This window comes from bacterium (assembly GCA_036524115.1).
GTDB lineage: Bacteria > JAUVQV01 > JAUVQV01 > JAUVQV01 > DATDCY01 > DATDCY01.
Map to the genome: position 1 here is coordinate 46,233 of DATDCY010000315.1, position 24,779 is coordinate 71,011.

Genomic DNA, 24,779 nt, shown 5'->3' on the forward strand with positions numbered 1-24,779 from the left:
GGTCGGCAAGGATGGCGCCCCTGCTTCGATCTGCCCCTTAGGAGAGAATACTCTCCTGATCGCGCAGCTTCAGGTGGGCGGCGATCGAGCGGGCGACGATGGGACTTGCCAGCTCCGGGGGGAGCGAGAGCTCCTTGAGGACGCATCTGGTCGTCTCCAGCGGGTCCGGCTTCGGGGATGTCCCCGCGCAGAGTCTGACCGCATCATGGATCCTCTGAAGATATCGAAGTCCCTCCTCCATGCTCGAGAAGATGGCGCTGCCCTTCCGCGGCTCGTCCCAGGAGGGAAGCAGGTAGCGCACGTCCTTGACCGCCATCAGCTTCCGGATCGAGCGGACCGAGGCCAGGACGTCATCGTAGACGGGCGGCTCACCGGGGACCGGGATGGCGTCTCCCGAGAAGAGCGCCTGGTAGCCCAGCAGCAGGATGGAGATCGAACCCGGCGAGTGGCCCGGGGTGTGGAAGACCTGCAGCTTCAGGCCGCAGCCGAGATCGAAGACCTCGCCATCCTCCAGCAGCCGGTCCACGGCAAGGGAGCCGGCCACGAGGGCGTCGAAACCGGGCACCGGTCTCTCCCGGGCCTGGAGCTGCACGTTCTCGATCCACGCCCTCTCCAGGGGATGCACGGCGACCGCGCATCCCGTCTCCCCCTTTATCGTCCGGGTCGCCCCGATGTGGTCCGGGTGGGAATGGGTCTGGACGATCAGCGAGATGTCGTCGACTCTCCGTCCCGTGACCCGCAGATAATCGAAGATCGCCTCCTCGGCGGAGGCCACGCCGCTGTCGATCAGGCAGACGCCGTTCGTGCCATAGATCAGATAGACGTACACGAACCTGTCGATCAGCGCCCCCGCGGGGGTGACGATCGTGAAAGGGACTTTGAGCGCATGAAGATGCTTGTTGATCTGCATGACTCATTGTAGCAAGAGTCCGATGCAGGAAGCAGGGGCGGAAGAGGCGGCCAACGAAGAGGGGACGGACGGTCCTTCCAGCGCAATTTGCTGTGTTTGCCCCATGGTCCCCGCGATTCCCCGGCCATATGTTTTGACGCACCGCGGGAGAACCTCGGTGCCCGCATGGTGGCCGACCGGGTTGTGGTGACGCGGCGGCCAGGGAAACGGGGATGAGGAGAGGCTTATGAGAAAGGGAACGATCCGGACGTTGGGAGCGTGGCTGGCGCTCATGGGGGGCGTGGCCATGGCCCCGGGGGGCGCCGCCGCGAGCGCGTTGACGCCCCAGACCTGGCTGCCGGGGGAGTGCGTGCCGCAGTTCAAGACTTCGCTGCCCGTCTTCGGCCCCGGCTACAACGCGGCGCTCCGGCGGGTCAACGCGGTCACGAACAGCAAGATCCTGGTGAAGATGGTGCAGTCCTCGCGGGCCGTGCTGCCCGACCCGCTGGCGGCTCCCTACAACGCCACGGACAACGCGGGGAAGGCCTGCCCGGCGCCGACCTACAGCCCGACGACGATCTGGGCCTACGAGACCTGGACCGGCGACGGGACCAGGAAGCTCGCTCCGGCGTTCTGGCCGGCGGTGACGCTGGAGGCCAGACGGGGCAGGCCCCTCACCGTCACGTACGAGAACGACCTGCCGAGCTGGAGCGTCGACCCGACCTCGCTGCAGGGGTTGATCACGGTCGACAAGACCATCCACTGGGCCGATCCCCAGCGGATGATGATGATCTGCATGAACAACCCCACGGGCGTCGACCCGGTGACGGGGATCCGGTGCGACACGCCGTACACGGGACCGGTCCCGGCGGTGCCGCACCTCCACGGCGGCGAGGTCCCGTCGGCCTTCGACGGCGGCCCGGAGGCGTGGTTCACGCCGACGGGCCTCAAGGGGAAGGCGTACCGCACGCTCGACTCGCCCGCGTCCAACCAGGCGATCTACCGCTACCCGAACGCCCAGGAGCCGGGGACCCTTTGGTTCCACGACCACGCGCTGGGGAGCACGCGCACGAACGTCTACAGCGGGCTGGAGGCCTTCTACTTCCTCCGCGATCCGGCGACCGAGCCGGCGAACCTCCCAAGGGGCGCCTACGAGATCGAGATGGCCGTCCAGGACCGCCAGTTCGACACGAACAGCCAGCTCTTCTTCCCGGACGGCAGCGGGCCGCTGGACTGCCTCGACGCCTTCCTCAACCCCGTGCCGTGCAGCAACCTCAACGGCCCGCCGACCAACCCGGGGACCCACACCTTCTGGAACCCCGAGTTCGCGGGTGACGTGGCCCTCGTCAACGGCTCGGCCTGGCCGGTTCTCAAGGTCGAGCCGCGGCGCTACCGCTTCCGCCTGCTCAACGGCAACAACGCGCGCGTCTGGAACCTGACTTTCGGCGCGGCCCCCGTCTACGCGATCGGCGCCGACGACGCGTACCTCGACGCGCCGGCCCCGATCACCAGCGTCTTCATGGCCCCCGGCGAGCGCATGGACGTCATCGTGGACTTCACCGGTCTCTCCGGCCTGATCACCGTGACCAACGACGCGCCGGTGCCGTTCCCGGCGGGGCTCTCGCCGGTCCCCTACACCGACCCGGTGCTCTGCCCCGACCCGGCCAATCCTTGCCCCGCTGACCAGCCCCAGATGGCGAGCGTCATGCAGTTCGACGTCTCGCTGCCGCTCGTCGGCACGGACACCAGCTGCAACCCGGCCGCGGCCCAGTGCGGGCGCGTCGTCCCGACCGTGCGGCTGACCAACGGCACCGGCGGCGCGATCGCCGCGGGCGTCAAGGTCGACAAGGTCCGGCGGCTGGTTCTCAAGGAGCACCAGGGGGCGGGCGGGCCGCTCGAAGTGCTCGTGAACAACACGCACTGGAACGGCCTGTTCTCGCCGCGCATCGCGGCGGACTTCCCGACCAACGGCATCAGCGAGCTGCCGCGGCAGGGCTCCGTCGAGCTCTGGGAGATCGTCAACCTGACCATGGACACCCATCCGATCCACACCCACCTGGTGCAGTTCCAGGTCCTGAACCGCGAGAGCTTCGGCATGGCCGCTCCCATGGACTACCCCGCGGCCTGGGCGGCGGCGTTCGGCAACCCGCTGCCGGCGAGCCCGATCTGCGACAACCTCGACCCGCTCAACCCCTGCCCGGGCTACGGCCCCCCGCTGCCCTATGGCAACAACGGCGAGACGACCAGCCTGCCGAACGGACAGACCGGTGTGCGGGTCTTCGGCGGAAACCCCTCGCTGGCCGGCTACCTGATGGGTGACACCACCCCGCCCGCGCCGTGGGAGTCGGGCTGGAAGGAGACGGTGAAGGCCGAGCCGGGGAAGGTGACGCGCTTCCTGGCCCGTTGGACCCCGACGAGCGTCCCGGTCGTGCCCAACGTCTCCCTCGCGGGCCAGAACTTCTACCCCTTCAACCCCACCAAGGGCCCGGGCTACGTCTGGCACTGCCATATCCTCGACCACGAGGACAACGAGATGATGCGGCCGTACCTGGTCGCCAAGTAGAAGAGACCACGCCGAGGCGGCGGGGGAGGGCCGGCAGGCGCGGCCCTCCCCCGCCGCGCGTTCAGCGGCGAGACCACGAAGGGAGGTTCAATGACGACGAGGTTGGCGAAGGTCCTCCTGACCGTGTTCGCCGTGTGCTGGGCCGCGGCGGTGTGCGCCGACGCGCGGGCCGCGGACCAGAAGACCGAAGAGAGTTACGCTCTCGGTTACCAGTTCGGCGAGAACATGAGGAAGCTGGGCCTGTCCGTCGACCAGGAGGCGCTGGTCGGCGCGGTCCGGGACGGGCTGGGCGGCAAGGCCCCGACGATCGGCAAGGACCGCTACCTGGAGGTCTACGAGATACTGCAGCGGCGGATCGTCACGATCCAGCAGAGGAGGGCCGCGGAGGCGAAGAGCGAGAAGGCCCCGCAGGGCCAGGGCGCGAACGCGCCGGCGGCGACCCCGGGAGGGACTCCGCCGGCGCCGCCCGCCGCCCCGGCCGGCACGGGCCGCTAGTGTCGTGTCTCAGAAGTGATGATGATTTCGCTCGTTCACCAAGCCCGTCAAATCCCCCTTTCCCCCTTCGGCAAAGGGGGAAGGGGGGATTTCGAGGACACGACATGACTTTCGGAAGGAGACACTGGCGCCGCGAGTGGCGGCGAGGTCGCCGGCTAGATCGGGGCACGCCAGTCGATCAGCTCCTTGGGGATGGTGCCGCGTCCCGTCGGCGCAGAAGATCCGTGCCTCCAGGCCGCAGCCGTCCCGGCTCCTACTCCCTGTCGTGCCCGCGCTGCCTGCCCTGGCCGCGGTCGTCGCCCTGCCCGCCGCCATGGCCCTTGAACCTGACCTCTTTCGGGTAGCGGTCCCGCGGCAGCTCGGTCCACGGCCCGTTCCTTGTGCGCGAGTAGGACCAACTGTTGTTCTGGTAGTAGTAATAGTAGCCGCCGTGCTGGTAGTAGGGGTCGGCGTCCAGCACCACGATCGACGGCAGCGCCGGCACCACGGCGACGCCATAGCCCCCGCCCACGATGCACCCCGCGAGCAGCAGGGCCGCGATCACCTCGACGAGCAATAGCCTCTTCATCGGCTTCCCTTTCCCGGATGAACGTCGTCCCGCCCCTGTTCCTTGAACTTCGCCGCCGCGGCGCCCACGCCGGCCTTGAGGGCTTCCCAGGAGGTGTCGACCTTCTTCCTGGCGGCGTCCCACGTCTCTTCGCCCGCCGCGGCGAGCTCCGAGAGCCTGGCGCCGGCCTCGTGCATCCTTCGGTCGAGTTCCTCGAGCTGCCTGGTGACCTCGATCTGCGCGCCCGCCTTGGCCCCCGCCGCCTTCGCCTTGAGCTTGGCGACGTCGGCCTTCCACTCGTCCAGCTGCGCTTGATATTTCTGCCGGTACAGTTCCTTCTCGTTCATCGCCAGTCCTCCCGTCGTGTTCCCTTCCGCCGTGTGGCCCGCGTCACTCCGCCGACCCCGGGCCGCGCCCGCCACCTCTCTGACGCTCGTCTCCCGGGAGCTGCTGTCTTTCCTGCTCGCCCTTGCGTCGCGGCCCCGGCGGGACCGTCGGCAGCTCCGGCGGCGCGATCGCACCACCCTGCGGTTCCGGCACTCTCTTGAACTGGTGCCGGCCGGCCGGCGGCTGCGGCTCGCGAACTGCCGCGGCCGGCGGCTCTGGTCTCGTGAAACCCGGTTCAGGCCTTGCGGCCGGCGGCTCTGGTCTCGTGAAACCCGGCTCCGGTCTCGCGGGAGGCGACGCCGGTCTCGTGAAACCCGGTTCAGGTCTTGCGGCCGGCGGCGCTGGTCTCGTGAAGCCCGGCTCAGGTCTTGCGGGCGGCGGCGCCGGATACTGCGCGGGACGTTGCGCAGGAGGCCGCGCCGGTTTCGTGAAGGCCGGCTCCGGCCTCGCGGCAGGCGGCGCCTTCGGGGGCGGCGCCCACTGTTCCAGTTCCTTCTCCTTCACGACGTTCCTGTGCGCCGGCGGCTTCCTCCCCGGCTGGAAGGCGGACTTGTCCCTGGTCGGGGCCACGACTCGCATCTTGATGTCCCTGGCCTGCTTGTCGAGCCGCGCCGGGGGCAACGACGTCCGGGTGATCTGTATGTCCGGCCTGGGCTGCCGGGTCTCCCGTATCGGCTTGATCTCCGGAATCGGCGCCCTGCCGATGACCCTCAGATCGCCGCCGCCGCCCCGCTGGAACGGGTTGCGCGCCGGGGCGATCCGCCCCTGCCTGATCTTGCCCCGCAGGAAGTTGTCCCGCTGGACCACCACGACGCCGTTGTTCACCGTGCTGTTGACGTAGACGTTGGTGATGTTGATATTCGTCGTCTTGTAGACGTTGACGCTGCCGGGGCCGTAGTTCCCGTACCCGTAGTAGACCTCGTTGTACCCGAGCGGCACCCAGCAGACATCGTCCCCGAGGATCGACCAGCCGACGTAGCCTGGCGACCAGTAGGCCCTCCCCCGCGGCGCGACCCAGAACCAGCCGAAGGAGACGCTCCAGTTCCACCTGCCGAAGTGGAAAGGGGCGTACCAGGGATCATACGAGAGCCAGACGTAGTCGTTCGCCTGCCAGACCCAGCGGCCGTTGGAGTACGGCGACCAGCCCGGGTCGACCGCGGGAACCCAGACATAGCCGTAGGTCTGGTCACTGACCCAGCGCCCGGAGGAGTCGAACTCGTGGGCGTACGGCGAAAGGTCCGCCGGCAGATAGCGGCCGCTCGCGGCCGGCTGGTCGTACCGGTCCGCCCGCGACGCGATCCAGGTGTCCCAGTCGTCGGGGCTCGGCAGGAAGTCCAGCAGGACCCTCCCGTCGGGCCGGAGTTCGGCCATCCGGCCGGCGCTCACGTCGGTGATGCCGTCCGTGGTCTCGAGCGCGAGCGTGCCGCTGACGACGCCGATCTGGGCCGTGCCGTCGGGCAGGGTGTTGACCCTGAAGCGGGCCGCGCGGAAGGCGCGGATCGAGGCGCTGGGCAGATCCACCTGGACGACGGAGCCGGGCCGGTCGAAGCCCGTCACGTCGAAGGCCGCCTCGCCCGAGACCAGCGCCAGCTGGATGGTGTCGGCCCGGCTGCCTCGAAGCATCCGGGTGATGTCGAGCTCGGACTGGTAGTTCACCCAGGCCGTCGCCCCCAGGGGAAAGCGGACCTCGGTCCTGGCGCCGTCCTGCACCCAGATCCGATCGCCGACCCGGAGCGAGAGGTTCGGCGCCACGGCGGCCCAGTCCTCGTCGTCCGTGCTCCGGAGCAGCGCGTTGCCGTCCAGGTACGTCACGAAGGCCAGCCCGAGGCCGTCGGAACTCTCCTCGGCGACCTGTCTGGCGGCGTCCGCCATCGCGCCTGGACTCGTCGCCCGTGGAAGGTACTGGCTGGTCGCGAACGACGCGTCGAGCATCAGCGTCATGCTCACCAACAATGGGAGAACGATCTTCCTCTTCATGGTCTTCCTCCTCGGCGCAAGGCCGCCCTTCCTCGGAAGGTACGCTGGCTTCGCCGCAAGGAACATGGGGTGTTCCCTCCATGCCCGCGCCGTTCTCGCGCGCTCCCATTTGTGGCAGTATCTCGTCCTGGTGCCGGCATCGGCGCCTCGCTCGGGGGCTGAATGTACCTGGAGGAAGACTGCATGGTGGCAAGGCCGCTTCAACCGGGGGATCGATCGAGGATCAGGGAGATGGTCGTCTCCACCGGGAACTTCAACGACGAGGAGATCGCGACCGCCCTGGAACTCGTCGACGAGGCCCTCGCCGACGGCGAGGAGAGCGGGTACATCTTCGTCGTGATCGAGGATGGCACGGAAACCCCGGCCAGGGTGCAGGGCTACGCGTGCTACGGTCCGACCCCGCTCACCGACGGCGTCTATGACCTCTACTGGATCGTGGTGCATCGCGCGGCGCACGGGAAAGGATACGGCCGGCGGCTGCTCAGCCTGGTGGAGGAGGACGTGCGCAGGCGCCGGGGCCGGAAGCTCCTGATCGAAACGTCATCCCAGGAGTCGTACGCCGGCACGATCCGCTTCTACGAGCGCAGCGGCTATGCGCTGGCGGCCCGCATCAGGGACTTCTACAAGGTCGGCGACGACAAGCTCGTCTTCTCGAAGGACTTCGCCTAGCGGTGGACGCCGGATCACCGAGCGGCTGGGCGCGCCTCGTCGGCGCCGGCGCCTTCGCGGGCGAGGGAAGCTATCCGATCCCGGCGTACTCCGAGTTCATGCCGGCGGTCCGGCTCGGGGTGAAGCCGTATCGCAACGCCGTCGACCCGCTGTTCTTCTCACGGGACGACCCCCACGGCTGGCCGATCTCCGAGCGTGAGGAGCACCTCGAACTGCGCCCGGGCATGGCGAGCATTGCCGCCCAGGTGCTCAGGGCCCTGCGGCAGCTTGTCCGCGGCGAACGCACACACGGCCTGGCCGGCAGGATGCTGGCGGGCAATCCGTACTGGCCGTCCGATCTGGCGGCCGGGCTGCAGGCGACGCGGCCGGCGACGCACGTTGTCATCCTGCCACTGGCGCTCTCCCGCACCCAGGACGAGATGGGCAGGGTGCGGTGGACGCTGTTTGGCGGCAGCGAACACGGTCCGGCTCTGCCGTTCTGGAAGAGCTTCTTCGTCGCTCCGGGCCGGGAAGCTCCCGCGGAGGACGCGCTGGGTTTCTTTCGCGAACTGCTCCTGACGGCGTATGGCGAGTCCGTCGATTCCTGGGATGAGTTGCGGCGGGCGGGTTTCCGGCTGCTGTCGCCCGAGGGAAGCGGGACATCCCTTCCCGGCTGGGCGGCGCCTCTCGTGTGGCAGCCTGGCATGAGCCTGGCCGGCGTTCGGTTCCTGCTGGCGTTCCAGCCGTTCAGCGAGCTGCCCGGGCCGGTGCGCGAGTCCTACCTCCGCGGGGTTCTCCAGCTGCTGCCGTTTCCCGGGAGCCTTCTCTTCTGGGGAGACCCGGGGTCCCGCGCACTCCGGAAGGAACTGCCCTCGGCCGGACAGATTCCCCTTCTCCACAGCGTGCGCCGGCACGAGGCCTGGCACGGCATCCGGGTGCCGCAGTCCGGGTGGTTCCACGAGCCGCGGCCCGGCCGGCAGGTTCCCCGGGGCGACCTCGGCCCCCTGCGGGAGACCTTCCGGCGGACGCATCGCCACGCCCGGGTGCACCGCCACGAGGATGCACTGGAGATCGGCGCCCGCGAGGAACGCGTGGTTCACGGGCTGTTCAGCACGCGTCCCGAGGACCTCGGGCTCTACGGCAAGCCGATGGCACGGAACAGCCAGATCTGGTGCGAGGAGCACCGGCTCGTCCTCGACGGCCCGAGCGCCGGGCGCCCCGAAATCGAGGCTGCCGTTCGGCGCATCAAGGAGGGAGGCCACTTCGGCTACCGGTTCTTCTACCCGCCGATGACGGTGGGATCCCATCAGGTCGTGTGGCATCGGCCGCTTGTCGCGTGCCTTTCGCCGGACGGCGGCGCTTCGGTTCTCGACGGCGCCCCGGCGGGCTGGCTGACCGCGACTGGTGGCGGCGACGGCCGCGACCTCGAGTTGTGGCCGCGCCTTCTTGACCGCCCGGGCTATCGGGACGCCGTGAGCCTCTTCAAGGACGGTGTCCACGAGCACAAGACGTTGTGCCGGAGCCTCAGCCTCCTCGAGGCCCGGGAGCTGCTTGGGGGCCGCAGGCTCTCCCGCCCCTTCGCCCGCCGGCTCGTCAACCTCCCGCGCGGGCGCGACCTGGAGAACTGGATCCGGGACGTCTCCCAGGCGCGAGCGGCCGCCGACACGGGCGGGAGGCTGGCCGAACTGCTCGCCGGATGCGTCGATCCCGAGACCACCGGGCAGGCGCGCACCCGGAGGACGGAGCCCGCGGGACTGACGTACCGGCGCACCGCCCGGCGTTCATTCGAGGAATCCTACTGGCGGCGGATTGCCTTCCTTGCCGGCGGGCGCTACGTGAACAAGGCCAATGCCGACTGCGTGCGCGACGCGACGACCCTCGCCCGCCTGCGCCATCATCACCGGGACCTCGAGGCCCTCGGCGACCACCTGCTCGCGTATTACCGCGCGGTGGCGGCGCGCCAGGGGCTGCGGCGGCGCGTCATCGTCGGGGAGATGCCGTTCCGCTGGCACACGGACTTCGCGTTCGACTGGTGGGGCGGGTGGCTGGCCAACCAGCACGGTCTCACGGAGGAGCGCAACCTCGTCGTGGTCATTCCCGGGCGCGACCGCAGCCGCGCCGTGATCATGAGCGATCACTACGACACGGCGTACATGGAGGACGTCTACGCCGAGGGCGCCGGGGGCGGGGCCCGGCTCGCCGCCGCCGGGGCCGATGACAACCATTCGGCGACCGCGGCGCTGATGGGCGCGGCGCCGGTGCTGATGGAGCTGAGCCGCGAAGGGCGCCTCGGCTGCGACGTCTGGCTGATCCACCTCACCGGAGAAGAGTTCCCTTCGGACTGCATGGGAGCCCGGCACCTGTGCCAGCGCCTCGTGGACGGTACGCTGCAGGTCCGCAGTGCCGACGGTCGCTGGCACGATCTCTCCGGCGTCGCCATCGACGGCGTGTTCGTGCTCGACATGGTGGCTCACAACAACCCCGCGGAGCCGGACGTCTTCCAGATCTCCCCCGGCACCGGCGGGCGGGCCGTCCAACTGGCCTGCCAGACGCACGAGGCGGCCGAGGCCTGGAACGCAGCGGCTGCGTCCTGGAACCGGCGGCCGGGGAGGCGCGGGCGACCGCGGGGCAGGCGCGGCGCGACCGAGACGGCGGTGCCGCCGCTCGCGCCCCACCCGATTCTCGACGGCCAGGTCCGGCTGCCCCACGACCCGCACAGCACGCTCTACAACACGGACGGGCAGATCTTCTCCGACGCGGGGATCCCGGTCGTCCTGATCATGGAGAACTACGACATCAGCCGGCAGGGCTATCACGACACCCACGACACGATGGCGAACATCGACCTCGACTATGGCGCCGCGGTGGCCGCGGTGGCGATCGAAGCGGTGGCCCGGGTCGCGGGCACGTCCCCGAACCGTCGCGTGGAGCTGGTCAGGGGCTGACGACAGGGCCGCGGGGCCAGGCCGCCGCCGGGTGTGCGGCGGCGGCCTGGCCACGAGCGATCAGCAGGGTGTTCTCAATGCCCGATGCAGGACTGCGGAGTCGTCCCGTTGGTGGCGCTGTTGGTGCCGTCCGGGCAGGTGGTCATTTGCCAGAGAACCCCGGTGAGCGTGGCGCCCGTGAGATCGGCGCCCGTGAGGTCGGCGTTGGCGAGGTTGGTGCCCGTGAGGTTGGCGCCGGCGAGATTGGCGCCGATAAGCTTCACACCCAGGAGATTCATCCCGCTGAGGTCGGAGCCGCTCAGGTTGATTCCCGACAGCGTGCAGAATGCGAGGCCGTTGGTCGCGGTGCTCCGGAGCTGCGCGGCCGTGAGGCCGATCGCCCCCGTCAGGTTCGCCATGGAGATCGTGGCGCCGGTGAGGTTGGCGCCCGTGAGGTTGGCGCCCGTGAAGTTCACGTCGTTCAGGTCGAGACCGCTCAAGTCGAATCCGCTCAGGTCCAGGCCGGAGAGATTGCACCCTCCCGGGGAGACCGCGCTGCGGAGCTGAGCGGCGGACAGCCCCGTCACCCCGGTCAGGTTCGCGCTTCCGATCCTGGCACCGGAGAGGTTCGCGCCGGTGAGGGTGGCCCCGGTCAGGTTCGTGCTGACGAGCCTGGCGCCGGCGAAGGTGGCGCCGGTGACGTTGGCGCCGGAGAGGTTCGCGTAGTCGAGATTGAGCGCGCTGAAGTCGAAGCCGCTCAGGTCGAGTCCCGCGAGGTTGCAGCTCATCAGGCCAAGCTCGCCGATCCCCTGGAACTGGCCGGTCGAGAGCCCGGTGGCGCCGCTCAGATTGGCGCCCTTGAGGCTGGCGTTGGCGAAGGAGACGCCGGCGAGGTTGGCGCCCGAGAGGTTGGCGCGCTCGAGGTTGTAGCTGGAGAAGTCGGATCCGTGGAGGTCGGCCCCGTGAAGGTCCACGTTCGGGCTGTAGGTGGCCAGGACGCAGATCGGGCTGCCGGCGTCGTCGAACCCATTGAGCACGAAGCGCGCCGGGCAGCGAATCCCGGCCACCGTCGCGATGCCGGGGTCGCCCTTGTCTCCCTTCGGGCCGGGAAGACCGGGCACGTCGCTCGTGGCGCTCCACAGGGCGTAGGGGACCACCGGCAGCGCCATGCGCTTCAGGAAGGCCCCGGCCTTCACCTCCACCCAGAGCTGCTGGTTGGCGAATGCCGCCTCGGGGAGGTCATTGAGCGGGTCCACGCTGCCGAGGCGGTGGGCCACGGTCTGGTCGGCGGGAACCTTGTAGGGCTTCGACTCTGCCCACAGGGCGGTCCCGCCCTGCGCCACGTCGAAGAGACGGAACGTGAACGTGTAGGTCCTGCCCGCCGTGAGCGTGGTCTTGACGCTGATGGGCAGCACCGGCTTGACGGGGGCGGCGTGGGCGATCTGGGGAAGGAGCAGGGAACAGACAGTCAGAAACACCGGGAACTTCCGCATGGATCCTCCCTTCCTGCACGCAACGGAACGCCAAGGTACCTGGGAACGACCGATGCTAGGCCGCGAGATACCGCAGTGTCAACGCGAAAAGGTAAGGATTGGCGGTCGACGGCACCGTGCGCCGCGTTCGTCGCTCGCTGCGCGAACTGTGTTGACCTGCCGGGGAGGGGGAGGGTAGATTCACCGCGGGTGCAGTGCCATCCGGCGCGAACTGCCGGGGATAAGGAGCGAGCCATGAAGAAGATGCTGCGTCTCGTTGTCGTTGCGGTGGCGCTGGTCGCGGCTGCCGCCGGACCCTCGGCCGCCCAGGAACTGCGCTTCGGCGCGCAGGCCAGCTATGGGAGCTTCTCGGAGTTCGGCGTCGGCGCGCGCGCGGAGATGGACCTGGGCCACCTGGTCGAGAACCTCAGCGTCTCGACCTCGCTCGATTACTTCTTCGAGAGCGACGGGACCGATCACCACACCGACGCCTTCAGCCGCGTCTACGCCTACGACTACGAGACGAAGCTCTGGGCCCTCAACGTCAACGCGATCTACGACCTGAGGATGCTGGATATCCCGGAGACGTTCCAGGTCTACGTCGGGGGCGGGCTGAACTACACGAACGAGAAATACGACTACCCGTACTCCGGCCTCTACTACGTCGGGTCGTACGAGCGCCGCACCGACAACGACGGCTTCGGGCTCAACGTGCTCGCCGGCTGCCGCTTCAACCTCAACCTGATGGTCGTGCCGTTCGTCGAGGTGCGTTACACGCTGGGCGGTGTCGAGGACCAGTTCATCACGTCGGTGGGCGTGAGCTACTCGCTGCCCCGCTAGCGCGGCGGCGCCCGGTCTGCGGATGAGCCGGCCCTGGCAGGACAAGTACGACCACCCGGTCCCCGAGCCGTTCACGTTCCCGGAGACCACGCTCGACCGGGTCCTCGCCGCCACCGCCGCGGCGCACCCTGACTGGGTCGCGCTCAGCGCGGGCGACGACAATACGACGTACGCCCAGCTCGACGAGCGCGCCACCCGCGTCGCGCACGGGCTGCGGGCGCTCGGGATCGCGAAGGGGGACCGCGTCGCGCTGATGCTCCCCAACGCCGCGGCCTACCCGCTGGCGGCGGCCGCGGCGCACAAGATCGGCGCCGTGATCGTGAATGTCGGCGCGATGACCAAGGGGCCGGAGTTCGCCGCCATCGCCCGCGCGACCGGCGCCCGCGTCCTCGTGACCCTGGACGTGTTCCTGCCGAACGTCCACGGGGCGCTGGCCGCCTCGGGCATCGAGCACCTGGTCCTGCACTCGGTGTCGGGGCTCGAGCGGCAGCTGCCGCCTCCCGGCGTGCCGACGGTGCCCCTCGGCGACCTGCTGCGTTCGCACCCGGCGACGGCGCTGCCCCCGGTGGCGGCGCCGGAGGACCTCGCGCTGCTGCAGATGACGAGCGGCACCAGCGGCAGGCCGAAGGCCGTGAAGCTGACGCACCGGAACATCGTCGCGAACCTGTACCAGATCGAGGCCTTTCGGCCGGTCGCCGGCGCGGCCAACGGCGCGGTGATCTGCCTGCCGCCGTTCTTCCACGTCTTCGGCTTCACGATCGGGCTCCAGCTCTCCGTGCTGCGCGGCTACCGCATGGTGCTCGTGCCGCGCTTCGACCCGCTGGCCATCGTGCCGCTGCTCGCGCTGGTCGAGAAGCACCGGCCGGTGGTCTCGCTGCCCGGCGTCCCGGCGCTCTGGAAGGTGCTGGTGAAGCACCTCGAGGCCAGCCCGGCGGCGCGCGAGATGTTCGCCGCCATCGAGATGCCCTCGTGCGGCGGCGCGCCGCTGCCGCCGGAGCTCAAGGAGCGCTTCCATCAGCTCACCGGCCGCCGGCTCCACGAGGCGTACGGCCTGTCCGAGGCCGCCTCGACGACGCACATGACGCCCGTGTCGCGCCCGTGCCCGGCAGGGTCGATGGGCATCCCGATCCCGGGGATCGACGCGCGGATCGCGGACCTCGACGCCCCCGCGCGGACGGTCCCCACCGGCGAAGTCGGCGAGCTGGCGGTGCGCGGGCCGCAGGTGATGGCGGGGTACTGGCTGGCGCCCGACGCCACGGAGTCGACCTCGCGGCTGAGGGACGGCTGGCTCTTCACCGGGGACCTGGCCCGCATGGACGCGGACGGGTTCTTCTTCATCGTCGACCGCAGGGACGACCTGATCATCACGAGCGGCTTCAACGTCTACCCGAGCGAGGTGGAGGCGGTGCTCAAGGCGCACCCCGGGGTCGCGGATGCCGCGGTGGTCGGCGTCCCGGACCCCTCGCACGGCAAGGTGGTCATCGCGCGGGTCGTGCCGCGGGAGAAGGTCGAGCTGAGCGCCGCCGAGGTGCTCGAGCACTGCCGGCAGCGCCTGCCCGACCACAAGGTGCCGCGCCGCGTGCTCGTCGTCGACGAGATCCCCAAGTCGCCGGTGGGCAAGCCGCTGCGGCGGCAGTTGCGGGCGGAGGGCTAGCTCTTCGCCCGCTGGAAGAGGGCCGCGATGGCCTTGCGGTCGATCTTGCCCGCGGCGGTCACGGGGATCCTGGCGAGCACCTTGACGGCGCGCGGCCGCGCGTGGGGCGGCAGGGAGGCCAGCGCGGCCGGCCCGAGGTCCAGGCTCGCGGGATCGCCTTCGACGACCGCGACGATCTGGTGCTCGCGGCCGTTGCCCACGGGGAGGGCGAGGGCGACCGCGTCGCGGACTCCCGGCAGACCCGAGAGACCCTGGCGCACCGCCTCCAGGTCGACGCGCCTGCCGCCGACCTTGACGACGCCGTCGGCCCGGCCGCGCAGCTCGAAGCGCGCGCCCGGCGTGGCCTGCGCCAGATCGCTCGTGAGATGGAAGCCGTCGTCATCCCGTGGCAGTTCGGGCGAGAGGTACTCGGAGCGCACGGCCAGTCGCCCCTCGTTGAGCCGCACGGCGATCTCGGGGAAGGCCTTGAAGTCCCGCTCGCCGGCGTGACGGACCCGCGCCGCGATGCCGCCGGTCTCGGTCGAGCCGTAGATCTCCGCGACGGGCGCGCCGGTCCGAGCGCTGAAGGCGAGCGCGTCCTCTTCCGCGAGGCTGCCGGCGGAGGAGAACGCCAGGCGCAGCGCCGGCAGGTCGCAGGGCTGGCCGTTGAGCGCCCGGTAGTGGGCAGGCACGCTGACCAGGATCGTCGCCCCGCCCCGGCGGCCGGCGGCCTGGATCTCGGCGGGGAACGTGGGGGTCTCGGCCGCGACCGACGCGGATGCCGCCAGCGGCGTGAGAACGGCGTAGAGCAGCCCGTAGATGTGGTTCGAGTTCACCGTCGCGAGGACGCGGTCCCGGTCGGTGACCCGGTAGCGCCCGACGATGGCGGACGTCTCCGCCAGGAGGTTGCGCACCGTCTTGGTCCACATCTTGGGCGCGCCCGTCGAACCGCCGGTGAACAGCCGCAGCCAGCGATCGCCGGGGGACTTGCGCCCCGGAGCGTCGGCCAACGGCCGCGGGGGCGTGCGGCGCGCGCCCGGGATGCAGATGCGCACGCCGGCCGGGACCGGCCGGGGCACGTCGCTGATCACGGTGCCGCAGCCTGTCGCCTGCCGCACCTCCTCCAGCACCGCCTCGTCGAAGGCGTGGGGCAGCACCAGCGTCGCGGGGCCGGCCAGGGTCGCCAGCAGGGCGGCGGCGACCACGGAGCGGTCCTGCGCGCAGAGGCAGAGTGGCGCCGCCTCGGCCCCGCACTCCGCCGCGATCCCCGCGGCGAGGGCGTGGACCTCCGCGTACGTCGCCCCCCCGATCACGAAGTGCCGCCGGGGGTCGTCGGGGCCGGCGAGCAGGCGGCCGATCAACCCCCGCAGCCGGCTGTCCGAAGCTGAATCGTCCATGGCAGGCATGATCCCGGCGCAAGACTCTATGACCTGGACGCCGCGCCTGTCAACGTGCCGCGTCCGCGGTTGCGCGGCCTGCGCACAGATGCTATACACATCCCCCGAATGGTGACAGGAAAGGGCCGATCCGTCCGCGTCCGACCCGGGATCCACTTCTTGCCCACGCCGAGATGAGGAAGCGGGTCCTCGTCCTCCACTACTCGCAGACCGGCCAGCTCACGTCGGCCATCCGGTCCATGATCGGCCCCCTCGAGCGCGATCCGGAGATCGAGGTCACGTGGGAGGAACTCAAGCCGGTCCGGCCGTACCCCTTTCCCTGGCCGCTGCTGCAGTTCTTCGACGTCTTCCCCGAGTCGGTGTTCCTGGACCCGCCCGCGATGCAGCCGGTCGCCTTCGATCCCGACAGCAGGTTCGACCTCGTCGTCATCGCCTACCAGGTGTGGTTCCTCTCGCCGTCGCTGCCGGTCACCGGCTTCCTCAAGTCGGAGGCCGCGCGCGTCCTCGACGGCGCGCCCGTCGTCACGGTGATCGTCTGCCGGAACATGTGGCTCACGGCCCAGGAAAAGATGAGGGCGCTGATCGAAGCCCGGGGCGGGCGGCTCGTGGACAACGTGGCCCTCGTCGACCGGGGCTCGCCGTGGACCACCTTCGTCACGACGCCGCGCTGGCTGCTCACCGGGCGCAAGGGGCCCTTCTGGGGCATCTTTCCCGGCGCGGGCGTGAGCCGCCAGGACATCGAAGGGGCGGCGCGGTTCGGCAGGGCGCTCGCGGACGGGTTGCGAAAGACGGGAGACGGCCCGGTCCGCGAATCGATGCTCGCGGGCCTCGGCGCCGTGCGGGTGAATCCGGCGTACATCATGAGCGAGCGGATGGGCCAGAGGAGCTTCCGCGCGTGGGGCCGGCTCCTCAGGGCCCTCGGCCCGCCGGCCGCGCCGCTGCGGCGGGTGGCGCTCGTCGTCTACGTCGTGTTCCTCGTGTGCCTGATCCTGACCGTCGTCCCCCTGGGGATCGTGGTGCGGGCGGTTCTCCGGCCGTTTCTCCGACGGAGGCTGGATGCCGAGGTCGCGCGCCTGGAGGGACCCTCCGGCTCCTCCACCGAGCGCGTGCAATCCTTTGGCAGCGCGTGAGCGAGGACATGGCGAACCCGGTCTTCATCACCGACTTCGGCTCCTTCCTGCCGAACGCGCCCGTCGCGAACGACAGGATCGAGGATGTCCTCGGGATGGTCGGCGGCCGCAAGTCGCGCGCCCGCGCGATCGTGCTGCGCAACAACGGCATCAGGACCCGCCACTACGCCGTCGACCCGGCGTCCGGGGCCTTCACCCACACCAACGCCCGGATGACGGCCGAGGCGGTGCGGGCGCTGGTCGCCAGGAGCGGCATCGGGCTCGACGACATCGACTGCCTCTGCTGCGGCACGTCGAGCCCCGACCAGATCCAGCCCTCCCACGGCTGCATGGTCCAGGGGGAGCTTGCCCTGCCGCCGCGGGAGGTGGTGACCACGTCCGGCGTCTGTCTCTGCGGCCTGGCGGCGATGAAGTACGCCTGGATGACCGTCGCCGCCGGGCTCGTCGGGAGGGCCGTCTCGACCGGGTCGGAGTTCGCATCGAGCGTGATGAAGGCGTCCACGTTCTGGTGCGACGAGGGCGCCGGTGTCGACGAGCTGGAAAAGCGGCCTTCCCTGGCGTTCGAGAAGGACTTTCTGCGGTGGATGCTCTCCGACGGGGCCGGGGCCGCGCTGCTGACAAACAGGCGCGCCCCCGACCGGCTGGCCCTCGCCGTGGACTGGATCGAGACCCGATCGTACGCGGGCCGCCTGCCCGTGTGCATGTACGCCGGCGCCGTGAAACGCGAGGACGGCTCGCTGGAGGGGATGCGCTCGGTCGACCAGCCCGCGCGGATCGTGAAGGAGCACTTCCTCGCGCTCAAGCAGGATGCGCGGCTTTTGGATGAGCACATGGTCGCCGTGGCGACGGAGGTCCTGCTGGAGGTGGCCGGGAAGCGGGGGCTCGCGGCGGGCGACGTCACCTGGTTTCTCCCGCACTACTCGTCGGAGTACTTCAGGCCCCGGCTGCACGCCGCGTTCGCGGCGGCCGGCTTCCCGATCGACTTCGCGCGGTGGTTCAGCAACCTTCCCGCCAAGGGCAACGTCGGCTCGGCCGCCATCTACCTGATCCTCGAGGAGCTCTTCTACTCGGGCCGGCTCAAGCGTGGGGACCGCCTGCTCTGCCTCGTCCCGGAGAGCGCCCGGTTCTCGGTCGGCTACATGCTGCTGACCGTGGTGTGAGGGGCCGCCGGTGAAGGCCGAGGACGTCCCGCAGGAGGAATGGATCTCCGGCCACGGCCGGCGCGCCTGCTATGCCGAGGACGAGAGCGGCAGGTATGTGGTCGTCGCGAGCAGCGGCTGGGAGGTCGAGCGGATCGTCAACTCCCAGGCCCACGACCAGATCCGGCGCAGGCTCCGCGAGGTGCGGCGCGAGGTGCGCGAGGGCGCGGCGAGCCCGCTCAAGTACCACATGGAGAGCGCGATGATGGACGCCGGCCTGCTCGCCTCGACGACCGGCCTCTGGAAGTTCCAGGTCAGGCGGCACCTGAAGCCGCGGCACTTCGCCGCCCTGGACCGCGCCACCCTGGAACGGTACGCGGCGGCCCTGCGCATCTCCGTCGAAGAGCTGCGAAGCCTGCCCGACGAGGAAGGGTGCGGCCCCTGAGGTGGCCCGGGCCTTCGATCACCGCCATTCGGGGCACTGCGAGACCGGGGCGCTGTCCGCGCTGTTGAGGGACCGCGGACTCGACCTGAGCGAGCCCATGGTCTTCGGCCTCGGCGGGGGCGTCTTCTTCGTCCACGCGCCATTCGTGCGCGTGGGGGGCGTGCCGCTCACGGCGTACCGCGACGCGCCAGGGGCGATCGTGCGCAGGGTGTGCGCGCGGCTGGGGATCCGCATGCGGACGCACCGCTTCCGGAGCGAGTCGCAGGGCGAAGAGAAGCTCGATGCCCTCCTGGCGGCCGGGAACTCCGTCGGACTGAGGGCGAGCGTCTACTGTCTCCCGTACTTCCCGAGGGAGATGCGCTTTCGCTTCAACGCGCACCACCTGGTGGTCTTCGACAGGGAAGGCGGCGAGTACCTGGTCAGCGACCCCGTGTTCGACCACGTCGAGCGCTGCCCGGCGGCGGACCTCGCGCGGGCGCGCTTTGCGAAGGGACTGTTCGCGCCCAGGGGGCTTCTCTTCTACCCGGAGCGCATTCCGCGGGACTTCGACCTGGACCGCGCCGTCAGGAAGAGCATCCGCTTCACCTGCAGGCGCATGACCGCGACGCTGCCGTTCATCGGCGTGCGCGGCATCAGGTACCTGGCGCGCCGGATGCGGCGGTGGCCGGCGAAGCAGGACTACGCGGATGCGGTCCTGAACGTGGGGACCGTCGTCCGGATGCAGGAGGAGATCGGCACGGGCGGGGCGGGCTTCCGTTTCATGTACGCAGCGTTCCTGCAGGAGGCGGCCGAGGTGACCGGGCTCCCGGCACTCAGGGACGAGGGCAGGGCCATGGCCGAGACGGGGGACCGCTGGCGGGACTTCGCGGTGCAGGGGGCCCGGCTCTGCAAGGGCCACGTGCGGGGGGACGCGGCGTTCGACGAGCTCGCCGCGATGCTCGTGGAGTGCGCGGACCGGGAAGAGGGCCTCTATCGGCGGCTGCTCACGATCGTCAGGTGACGGGGGCGCCGGGCTGGATGACGTCGGCCAGCGCGTTCAGGGATTTCATCACCCGCATGGCCTCCTTCCGGTCGTTGATCTGCACCCCGTAGTCCTTCTTGAGGGCCACCACCAGCTGCAGCGTGTCCAGCGAATCGAGCTCCAGCGTCGATCCCGGCCCGATCAGGGCCAGGTCCTCGGGGATGGATTCCGGCGCAATGTCGAGCCTGCACTCCCTGATGATCAGCGCCTTCAGCCTCGACTTCAGCTCTTCGTCCTCGGAGCCCTTCTTCACACGGCACCTCCGCCCGACACGTCCTTCACGCCCATTCGTCGACGATCCGCCCCGCGCTCAGGAGCGGCTCGCAATCCACCTGAACCGGACCACCGCCACCGACGCGCACACCAGGGAGAACACGGCCAGGGCCGCGACCCTGGGCAGTATCTCCCGGACGCCCCCGTCGCGCACGAAGATGTCGAGGAACGCCTCCAGCCCCCAGGACATCGGCGAGAGCACCGTCGCCTTCTGCAGGTAGCGCGGCATCTCGAACGTCGGCACCATGACACCGCCGAGGGCGCCGAAGATGATCGCCGACGTCCCGCCGAGGGTGGCGGCCTGCTCGACGGACCGGCAGAAGGTCGAGATCATGATGCCGTAGCTGACCGCCGCGAGGCTCGCGCCCGTGGCGACGACCGCCAGGGCCGCCGGCGAGTTGCCCAGGCGCAGCGCATCGCCGCCGAGGAGCGGGACGATGTAGATGCCGGTCAGGAGCATGAGGGCGAGCTGGACCTGGTTGATGACGAAGAAGGGGATTGCCTTGCCCAGCAACATGGTCGAGGCGGACACGGGCATCGACAGGATCCGCACGAGGGTTCCCTCCTGGCGCTCCTTGACGAACGCCACGGAGAGAGGGACGACGACGAAGAACATCGCGAAGAGGGAATAGGCGGGGACGCTCTGCTGGACCGCGGTCGGCAGGGCGACGGACTTCCCCGAGGCGTTCTCCGGCGCCAGCGCCGCGAACAGGCGCGGAGGCGCGGCGCCGATCGCCTCGCCGGCCAGCTTCAGCTCCACGCCGAGGAGCGCCTGGTTCAGGACCGAGGCCACCAGGGCGCGGTGATCCCCCCGCAGCGAGGGGTCGACCAGCAGCCGCAGGGACACGGCGGGCGTCGCGGCTCCGGCCCCGGTCCGGCCCCCCGCGCTCATCGCGGCGCCCGTCGCACCGGGAGGGACGACGATGCCGAAGGAGTAGCGGCCGTCCGCCACTGCCTTCCTGAGGTCCGCCTCGGTGCCGTCCACGGAGCGCGCCTCGATGCCCGGCAGGCCGGAGAACCCCCGCAGGACGGCGGTCCCCACCGCGCCCCCGTCCAGGTCCAGCACCGCGCCCGCGAAGACGGCGCCGCCGCCCTTCTCCTTGAAGACGTCCTCGAGCGCCAGGGACATGATGAGCACGAAGGCCAGCGGCATCAGGAAGAGCACCGCGAGGGCGTCGCGGTCCCGCGCGACGACCCGGGCTTCCTTGACGACGGACGCGATCAGCCGTGCCACGGCGGATGTCCCCCGGTGCCGCTGCGGCCCTGCGTGAGCGAGAGAAAGAGCTCCTCGAGGCTGGCAGTGCCCTGGCGCAGCGACAGCACGCCGATGCCGCGCTCCTCGAGGAGGGCGAGCGCGTTGCGGGTCGTCCTGGCCGGCGAGGCGCTGATCAGCGTCAGCGCGCCGTCCCGCCAGCGCGCCTCCCGGACGGACGGCAGGCCGCCGGCCTCGCGCACGACGGCGTCGGGGACCGGCGCAGCCGTCCTGATCGCGATGACGTCGTGCCCGAAGCGCGCGAGCAGCTCCCTCACCGGTCCGGTGGCGATCAGCCGCCCCCGGTCCAGGATCGCGATCTCCTGGCACAGGTACTCCACCTCTTCCAGGTAGTGGCTCGCGTAGAGGACCGTCATCCCCTCGGCGTTCATGCGCTTGAGGCTGTCGTAGAGAAAGTGCCGGGACGGCGGGTCGATGCCGACGGTGGGCTCGTCCAGAAGGAGCAGCCGCGGGTTGTGGATCAGCCCGACGGCGAGGCTCAGCCTGCGCTTCTGTCCGCCCGAGAGCGTCCGGACCCGCCTGTCCGCGAGGTCGTGGAGGTCCGCTATATCCAGGCAGCGCTCGATCTCCTTCGCCAGCGCCGGCGCCCGCAGTCCCTGCATGGCGCCGAAGAACGCCAGGTTCTCGCGCGCGGACAGGGTGGGGTAGAGCGCGATGTCCTGGGGCACGTATCCCAGCGTGGCCTTGATCGCCGAAGGGCGCTCCGAAAGCGGATGCCCGTCGATCGAGACCGTGCCCGAATCAGGCCGGATCAACGTGCAGAGGATGGAGAGGAGCGTGGTCTTGCCGGCGCCGTTCGGGCCGAGGAGGCCGAAGAAGCTCCCCCGTCCGATGGAAAGGCTCATCCCGTCGAGGGCGGGCCCGTCCGCGCGCCGGTAGGTCTTCGACACGGATGACAGCTCGACGATGGGTCGGGAACCGGGTGTCATGGGGCTGGCGTCGACGGTCGGAGCCACCGGTCGGGCTGGCTCAGAAGGGGGTCACCATTTCGGGCCCGAGTATCGGGAGAGCGCCGGCCGAAGTCAAGTCGGGCCGGCCGTCGGGGACTCGCGAGCGGCACATGCCGCGACGCGCTTGACAGGCGCGGGTGATTCCCCTACTTTCTGGCATTCGTGGCGCCATGTTGACAGGACGAGAAGCACCGCAGTGAGCCGACACCCCCTGCCCACCGGCTCTTCCGAGTTCCCGCCCGACGTCATCGCCGCGGCCGCCCGCGCGGGCCGCCTGCTGACGATGGAGATCGAGTTCAGCCTGCGCTGCAACTTCCGCTGCCCGTACTGCTACGTGCCCGGGAAGGAGCAGGCGCCCGACGAGCTCTCCGTGGAGGAGATCCGCTCGGCCATCCTCCAGGCCAAGGCGCTCGGCGCGAGCAGGATCATCGTGCTCGGCGGCGAGCCGACGATCTACCCCGCCACGCCGGAGCTGATCGCGTTCATGCGGGAGAACGGCCTGGAGGTCGAGCTGTTCACCAACGGCACGGGGATCACCGGGGAGTTCGCCCGCATGCTGCACCGCCACCAGGTGCGGGTGGCCCTGAAGATGAACGCCTTCGACCCGGCGCTGCAGGACCGGCTCTCGGGGCGCGACGGCGCGCACCGCATCATCGGCGCGGCGCTGGAGCGGCTCAAGGCCCTCGGCTATCCCGATGCGGGGCACCAGCTCGCGATCAGCTCCGTGATCTGCCGGCAGAACATCGCCGACCTGCCGCGCCTCTGGCAGTGGGCGCGGGAGCAGGGGATCCTGCCGTACTTCGAGATCATCACGCCCCAGGCCAACGCCCTGGACAACCCGTGGCTGGACGTGCACCCCCCCGAGCTGGAGGCGTTCTTCCGCACGATTGCCGACCTGGACGAGCGCCTCTTCGGCCACCGCTGGGAGATCCAGCCGCCCCTCGTCGGCGGCCAGTGCATGCGCCACCAGTACTCGTGCGTCGTGACCGCCCGGGGCGACGTCATGCCCTGCGTCGGCGTCGCCATCGCGCTCGGGAACATCCGCGAGCAGCCGCTGGCCGAGATCCTCGCCGGCAGCCAGGTGCTCAGGGACCTGAAGAACTACCGCGAGACGATCAAGGGCGGCTGCAGCACCTGCGACCGCGCGGATGTCTGCTACGGCTGCCGGGGCGCTGCCTTCCAGATCACCAGCGACTACCTGGCGTCCGATCCGCTCTGCTGGCGCAACTGGCGGGAGGAGCGTCGAGCCGCCGGCTCACGGGACGCCCGCTAGGCCCGGCGGCGGGCGTACAGCCACAGCATCTCGCCCTTCGTCCCCGAGGGGACGGTGCCCTCCGTCTCGAACCCGTTGGCGGCCAGGATCGCGCGAAGCTGCTCCTCCGGCCGAAACCACGTCCGCAGGCCGCGGAGGTTGTTGATCAGCCGGTCGGCCCACCAGGACCAGGGACAGCTGCGGGTCGGGAGCATCACCGCGCGGATGACCAGCGGCGCGCCCGCGGCCAGGCGCTCGCGGAGCCGCGAGAGCGTGAGCCCGAGCTGCGCGTCGTCCAGGTAGTGCAGCATGTCCAGCATGAAGGCGCCGTCCGCGCCCATCGGAGACGGCGGGAGATCCGGAGCGGCCCCGCGGACGATCGTCCCGCTCTCGCCGAGGGCGCGGGCCGCCACGCGCACTCCTTCGGCCAGGGGGTCGATGCCGTAGAGGTGCACGCCGGGGAAGGTCTCTGCCAGCCAGCAGGCCGGCACGCCGTTGCCGGTGCCGATGTCCAGCAGCACGCGGGGCGGCGCGGCGAAAATCGGCCGGCCCGCCAGTTCGCGGAACAGCGGGTCGAGCTTCAGCTTGAAGCGCACGAACAGCCGGGCGTTCGGTTCCAGGCGCGCATAGCGGGCGCGGATGCGCTCCTCCAGGCTGGCCGCGGGCGGCGGCGTCCGCGGCCGTCCCTCGAGGCTGCGGAGAACGCGCGCGAGCGCCGGGTGCCGGGCCGCGCCGTGGCGCTGGTACGATCGCGCCGCGAGCAGCGACCAGATCGCGCTGGCGCCCAGGACGACCAGCGTCAGGATCTGCCCAGGGAAGTCCATCGCCCGCCCGAGCAGGGCCAGGGCCCCGAGCGTCCCGGCCGTGGCGAGCACGACCGGCACGAGCGCGAGGAGGGTCAGGCGCACATCGAGCAGGAGGACGGACAGCAGAGCGACGCCGATCGAGCCGACGGCCGCCAGCAGCCCGGCGAAGGTCCTGGGCTCCACCTTGATTGTTGGCCGCGGCTCGGCTAGGTTCTAGCCGATGGCCTCCGGGAACTTGAACGTCTCGCGCCCCCTCGGCGGCCGGCTCGTGGCCCGGCTGGCCCGGACGCGCTTCGTGCGCACCGCCATGGAAGGCGAGGCGGCGGATCTCGGCGCCCTGCGGGGCAAGCCCTCTCCCGCGGTGATCCTGGGCGTCGCGCTCATCGGCTTCAGTTATATCATCGGCTGGCCGGCCGTGGCACTGCTCGGGCTGCTCGCCGCCCATTTCCAGCGCATGGCCATCGTCGTGGTGGGCGGCCCGCTCGTGTACGGCCTCTCGCACCTGGTGTTCATGCTGGGGATGTACTTCGCCGGGAATCACTACGCGCCCATCTTCCTGCGCTGCGCCGCCCGGGCCGTGATGCGCAAGCTGCTCGCGCGCTATCCCAGCGCGGCGCCGGGCTTCTCGGAGACGTAGCGGCGCAGACTATCGCAGGCTTCTGCCTGGAGAAGGAAATCCACAAGAATCCTAAGTAGTTGTCTTTGTGTACTGCCCGCT

General features: G+C 70.4%; 22 protein-coding genes. 12 read left to right on the plus strand and 10 right to left on the minus strand.

The features are described 5' to 3' along the window. Positions 1–37: 37 nt before the first annotated feature. The gene (locus VI078_15040; GenBank protein HEY6000600.1) at positions 38–910 is read right to left on the minus strand and encodes an MBL fold metallo-hydrolase; all 873 of its coding nucleotides are present in this window, start codon (positions 908–910) and stop codon (positions 38–40) included. Positions 911–1,136: 226 nt separating this feature from the next. On the opposite strand from VI078_15040, the gene VI078_15045 reads away from it, so the two are divergent. Both VI078_15045 and VI078_15050 read left to right on the plus strand, forming a co-directional pair. Next, on the plus strand, positions 1,137–3,452 hold the full coding sequence (locus VI078_15045) for a multicopper oxidase (GenBank protein HEY6000601.1): 2,316 nt from the start codon (positions 1,137–1,139) through the stop codon (positions 3,450–3,452). A gap of 90 nt (positions 3,453–3,542) precedes the next feature. Continuing rightward, positions 3,543–3,947 carry an FKBP-type peptidyl-prolyl cis-trans isomerase N-terminal domain-containing protein gene (locus VI078_15050; GenBank protein ID HEY6000602.1) on the plus strand — a complete coding sequence of 135 codons (405 nt, stop codon included), beginning with the start codon at positions 3,543–3,545 and terminating at the stop codon, positions 3,945–3,947. Between the two features lie 253 nt (positions 3,948–4,200). Here the strand turns inward: VI078_15050 and VI078_15055 are convergent, their stop codons facing one another. Genes VI078_15055 through VI078_15065 form a run of 3 tightly spaced genes read right to left on the minus strand, consistent with a single transcriptional unit; the run spans position 4,201 to position 6,858 of the window. Then, positions 4,201–4,515 carry a hypothetical protein gene (locus VI078_15055; protein ID HEY6000603.1) on the minus strand — a complete coding sequence of 105 codons (315 nt, stop codon included), beginning with the start codon at positions 4,513–4,515 and terminating at the stop codon, positions 4,201–4,203. Then, complete coding sequence (locus tag VI078_15060; GenBank protein ID HEY6000604.1) at positions 4,512–4,841, minus strand: coiled coil domain-containing protein; 330 nt, start codon at positions 4,839–4,841, stop codon at positions 4,512–4,514. Before VI078_15060 ends, VI078_15055 begins: the two co-directional genes overlap by 4 nt. 43 nt (positions 4,842–4,884) lie before the next feature. Next, positions 4,885–6,858 carry a FecR family protein gene (locus VI078_15065; GenBank protein HEY6000605.1) on the minus strand — a complete coding sequence of 658 codons (1,974 nt, stop codon included), beginning with the start codon at positions 6,856–6,858 and terminating at the stop codon, positions 4,885–4,887. A gap of 231 nt (positions 6,859–7,089) precedes the next feature. On the opposite strand from VI078_15065, the gene VI078_15070 reads away from it, so the two are divergent. Further along, positions 7,090–7,527 (plus strand): GNAT family N-acetyltransferase, encoded by a 438-nt coding sequence (locus VI078_15070; protein ID HEY6000606.1) that lies wholly within the window; start codon positions 7,090–7,092, stop codon positions 7,525–7,527. A gap of 2 nt (positions 7,528–7,529) precedes the next feature. Next, positions 7,530–10,451, plus strand: a complete 2,922-nt coding sequence (locus tag VI078_15075) for a M28 family peptidase (protein HEY6000607.1) — start codon at positions 7,530–7,532, stop codon at positions 10,449–10,451. A 74-nt stretch (positions 10,452–10,525) separates the two neighbouring features. Here VI078_15075 and VI078_15080 read toward each other — a convergent pair whose 3' ends face one another. Next, positions 10,526–11,923 (minus strand): pentapeptide repeat-containing protein, encoded by a 1,398-nt coding sequence (locus VI078_15080; protein ID HEY6000608.1) that lies wholly within the window; start codon positions 11,921–11,923, stop codon positions 10,526–10,528. A gap of 234 nt (positions 11,924–12,157) precedes the next feature. Here VI078_15080 and VI078_15085 point away from each other — a divergent pair, with 234 nt between their 5' ends. Both VI078_15085 and VI078_15090 read left to right on the plus strand, forming a co-directional pair. Further along, entirely contained in the window at positions 12,158–12,742 is a 585-nt protein-coding gene (locus VI078_15085) for an outer membrane beta-barrel protein (protein ID HEY6000609.1), read from the plus strand. A gap of 22 nt (positions 12,743–12,764) precedes the next feature. Beyond that, positions 12,765–14,396, plus strand: a complete 1,632-nt coding sequence (locus tag VI078_15090; GenBank protein HEY6000610.1) for an AMP-binding protein — start codon at positions 12,765–12,767, stop codon at positions 14,394–14,396. On the opposite strand, the gene VI078_15095 is transcribed toward VI078_15090, so the two are convergent. Then, complete coding sequence (locus tag VI078_15095; protein ID HEY6000611.1) at positions 14,393–15,772, minus strand: AMP-binding protein; 1,380 nt, start codon at positions 15,770–15,772, stop codon at positions 14,393–14,395. The two genes, VI078_15090 and VI078_15095, sit on opposite strands and share 4 nt — an antisense overlap. Positions 15,773–15,945: 173 nt before the next feature. Here VI078_15095 and VI078_15100 point away from each other — a divergent pair, with 173 nt between their 5' ends. The 4 genes from VI078_15100 to VI078_15115 are packed head-to-tail and all read left to right on the plus strand — an operon-like array spanning position 15,946 to position 19,486. After that, the gene (locus VI078_15100; GenBank protein ID HEY6000612.1) at positions 15,946–16,902 is read left to right on the plus strand and encodes a dialkylresorcinol condensing enzyme; all 957 of its coding nucleotides are present in this window, start codon (positions 15,946–15,948) and stop codon (positions 16,900–16,902) included. An 8-nt stretch (positions 16,903–16,910) separates the two neighbouring features. Continuing rightward, a complete protein-coding gene (locus VI078_15105) occupies positions 16,911–18,062 on the plus strand; it encodes a beta-ketoacyl-ACP synthase III (protein ID HEY6000613.1) in 1,152 nt (383 codons plus the stop codon). A 10-nt stretch (positions 18,063–18,072) separates the two neighbouring features. Continuing rightward, entirely contained in the window at positions 18,073–18,486 is a 414-nt protein-coding gene (locus tag VI078_15110) for a hypothetical protein (GenBank protein ID HEY6000614.1), read from the plus strand. 1 nt (position 18,487) lies between these two features. After that, positions 18,488–19,486 (plus strand): BtrH N-terminal domain-containing protein, encoded by a 999-nt coding sequence (locus tag VI078_15115; protein HEY6000615.1) that lies wholly within the window; start codon positions 18,488–18,490, stop codon positions 19,484–19,486. Here VI078_15115 and VI078_15120 read toward each other — a convergent pair. From VI078_15120 to VI078_15130, 3 genes are read right to left on the minus strand one after another with little or no spacing between them, the layout of a single operon-like run. Continuing rightward, entirely contained in the window at positions 19,479–19,760 is a 282-nt protein-coding gene (locus VI078_15120) for a phosphopantetheine-binding protein (GenBank protein HEY6000616.1), read from the minus strand. The genes VI078_15115 and VI078_15120 overlap by 8 nt on opposite strands. A gap of 57 nt (positions 19,761–19,817) precedes the next feature. Beyond that, positions 19,818–21,014, minus strand: a complete 1,197-nt coding sequence (locus VI078_15125; GenBank protein ID HEY6000617.1) for an ABC transporter permease — start codon at positions 21,012–21,014, stop codon at positions 19,818–19,820. Next, positions 21,002–21,943: an ABC transporter ATP-binding protein gene (locus tag VI078_15130; protein HEY6000618.1), complete on the minus strand. Its 942-nt coding sequence runs from the start codon at positions 21,941–21,943 to the stop codon at positions 21,002–21,004. The genes VI078_15125 and VI078_15130 overlap by 13 nt, the downstream gene beginning before the upstream one ends. A gap of 256 nt (positions 21,944–22,199) precedes the next feature. On the opposite strand from VI078_15130, the gene VI078_15135 reads away from it, so the two are divergent. Further along, positions 22,200–23,276, plus strand: a complete 1,077-nt coding sequence (locus tag VI078_15135; GenBank protein ID HEY6000619.1) for a radical SAM protein — start codon at positions 22,200–22,202, stop codon at positions 23,274–23,276. Here VI078_15135 and VI078_15140 read toward each other — a convergent pair. Then, positions 23,273–24,244, minus strand: a complete 972-nt coding sequence (locus VI078_15140) for a class I SAM-dependent methyltransferase (protein ID HEY6000620.1) — start codon at positions 24,242–24,244, stop codon at positions 23,273–23,275. The genes VI078_15135 and VI078_15140 overlap by 4 nt on opposite strands. A gap of 37 nt (positions 24,245–24,281) precedes the next feature. On the opposite strand from VI078_15140, the gene VI078_15145 reads away from it, so the two are divergent. Further along, positions 24,282–24,698, plus strand: coding sequence for a hypothetical protein (locus VI078_15145; GenBank protein HEY6000621.1), 417 nt, complete (start codon positions 24,282–24,284; stop codon positions 24,696–24,698). Positions 24,699–24,779: the final 81 nt, after the last annotated feature.

What these genes read in the sequence shown, in the direction of transcription:
- VI078_15040 (HEY6000600.1), bottom strand. Translation starts at nt 910, where the DNA reads ATGCAGATCAACAAGCATCTTCATGCGCTCAAAGTCCCTTTCACGATC.
- VI078_15045 (HEY6000601.1), top strand. Translation starts at nt 1,137, where the DNA reads ATGAGAAAGGGAACGATCCGGACGTTGGGAGCGTGGCTGGCGCTCATG.
- VI078_15050 (HEY6000602.1), top strand. Translation starts at nt 3,543, where the DNA reads ATGACGACGAGGTTGGCGAAGGTCCTCCTGACCGTGTTCGCCGTGTGC.
- VI078_15055 (HEY6000603.1), bottom strand. Translation starts at nt 4,515, where the DNA reads ATGAAGAGGCTATTGCTCGTCGAGGTGATCGCGGCCCTGCTGCTCGCG.
- VI078_15060 (HEY6000604.1), bottom strand. Translation starts at nt 4,841, where the DNA reads ATGAACGAGAAGGAACTGTACCGGCAGAAATATCAAGCGCAGCTGGAC.
- VI078_15065 (HEY6000605.1), bottom strand. Translation starts at nt 6,858, where the DNA reads ATGAAGAGGAAGATCGTTCTCCCATTGTTGGTGAGCATGACGCTGATG.
- VI078_15070 (HEY6000606.1), top strand. Translation starts at nt 7,090, where the DNA reads ATGGTCGTCTCCACCGGGAACTTCAACGACGAGGAGATCGCGACCGCC.
- VI078_15080 (HEY6000608.1), bottom strand. Translation starts at nt 11,923, where the DNA reads ATGCGGAAGTTCCCGGTGTTTCTGACTGTCTGTTCCCTGCTCCTTCCC.
- VI078_15085 (HEY6000609.1), top strand. Translation starts at nt 12,158, where the DNA reads ATGAAGAAGATGCTGCGTCTCGTTGTCGTTGCGGTGGCGCTGGTCGCG.
- VI078_15090 (HEY6000610.1), top strand. Translation starts at nt 12,765, where the DNA reads ATGAGCCGGCCCTGGCAGGACAAGTACGACCACCCGGTCCCCGAGCCG.
- VI078_15095 (HEY6000611.1), bottom strand. Translation starts at nt 15,772, where the DNA reads ATGGACGATTCAGCTTCGGACAGCCGGCTGCGGGGGTTGATCGGCCGC.
- VI078_15100 (HEY6000612.1), top strand. Translation starts at nt 15,946, where the DNA reads ATGAGGAAGCGGGTCCTCGTCCTCCACTACTCGCAGACCGGCCAGCTC.
- VI078_15105 (HEY6000613.1), top strand. Translation starts at nt 16,911, where the DNA reads ATGGCGAACCCGGTCTTCATCACCGACTTCGGCTCCTTCCTGCCGAAC.
- VI078_15145 (HEY6000621.1), top strand. Translation starts at nt 24,282, where the DNA reads ATGGCCTCCGGGAACTTGAACGTCTCGCGCCCCCTCGGCGGCCGGCTC.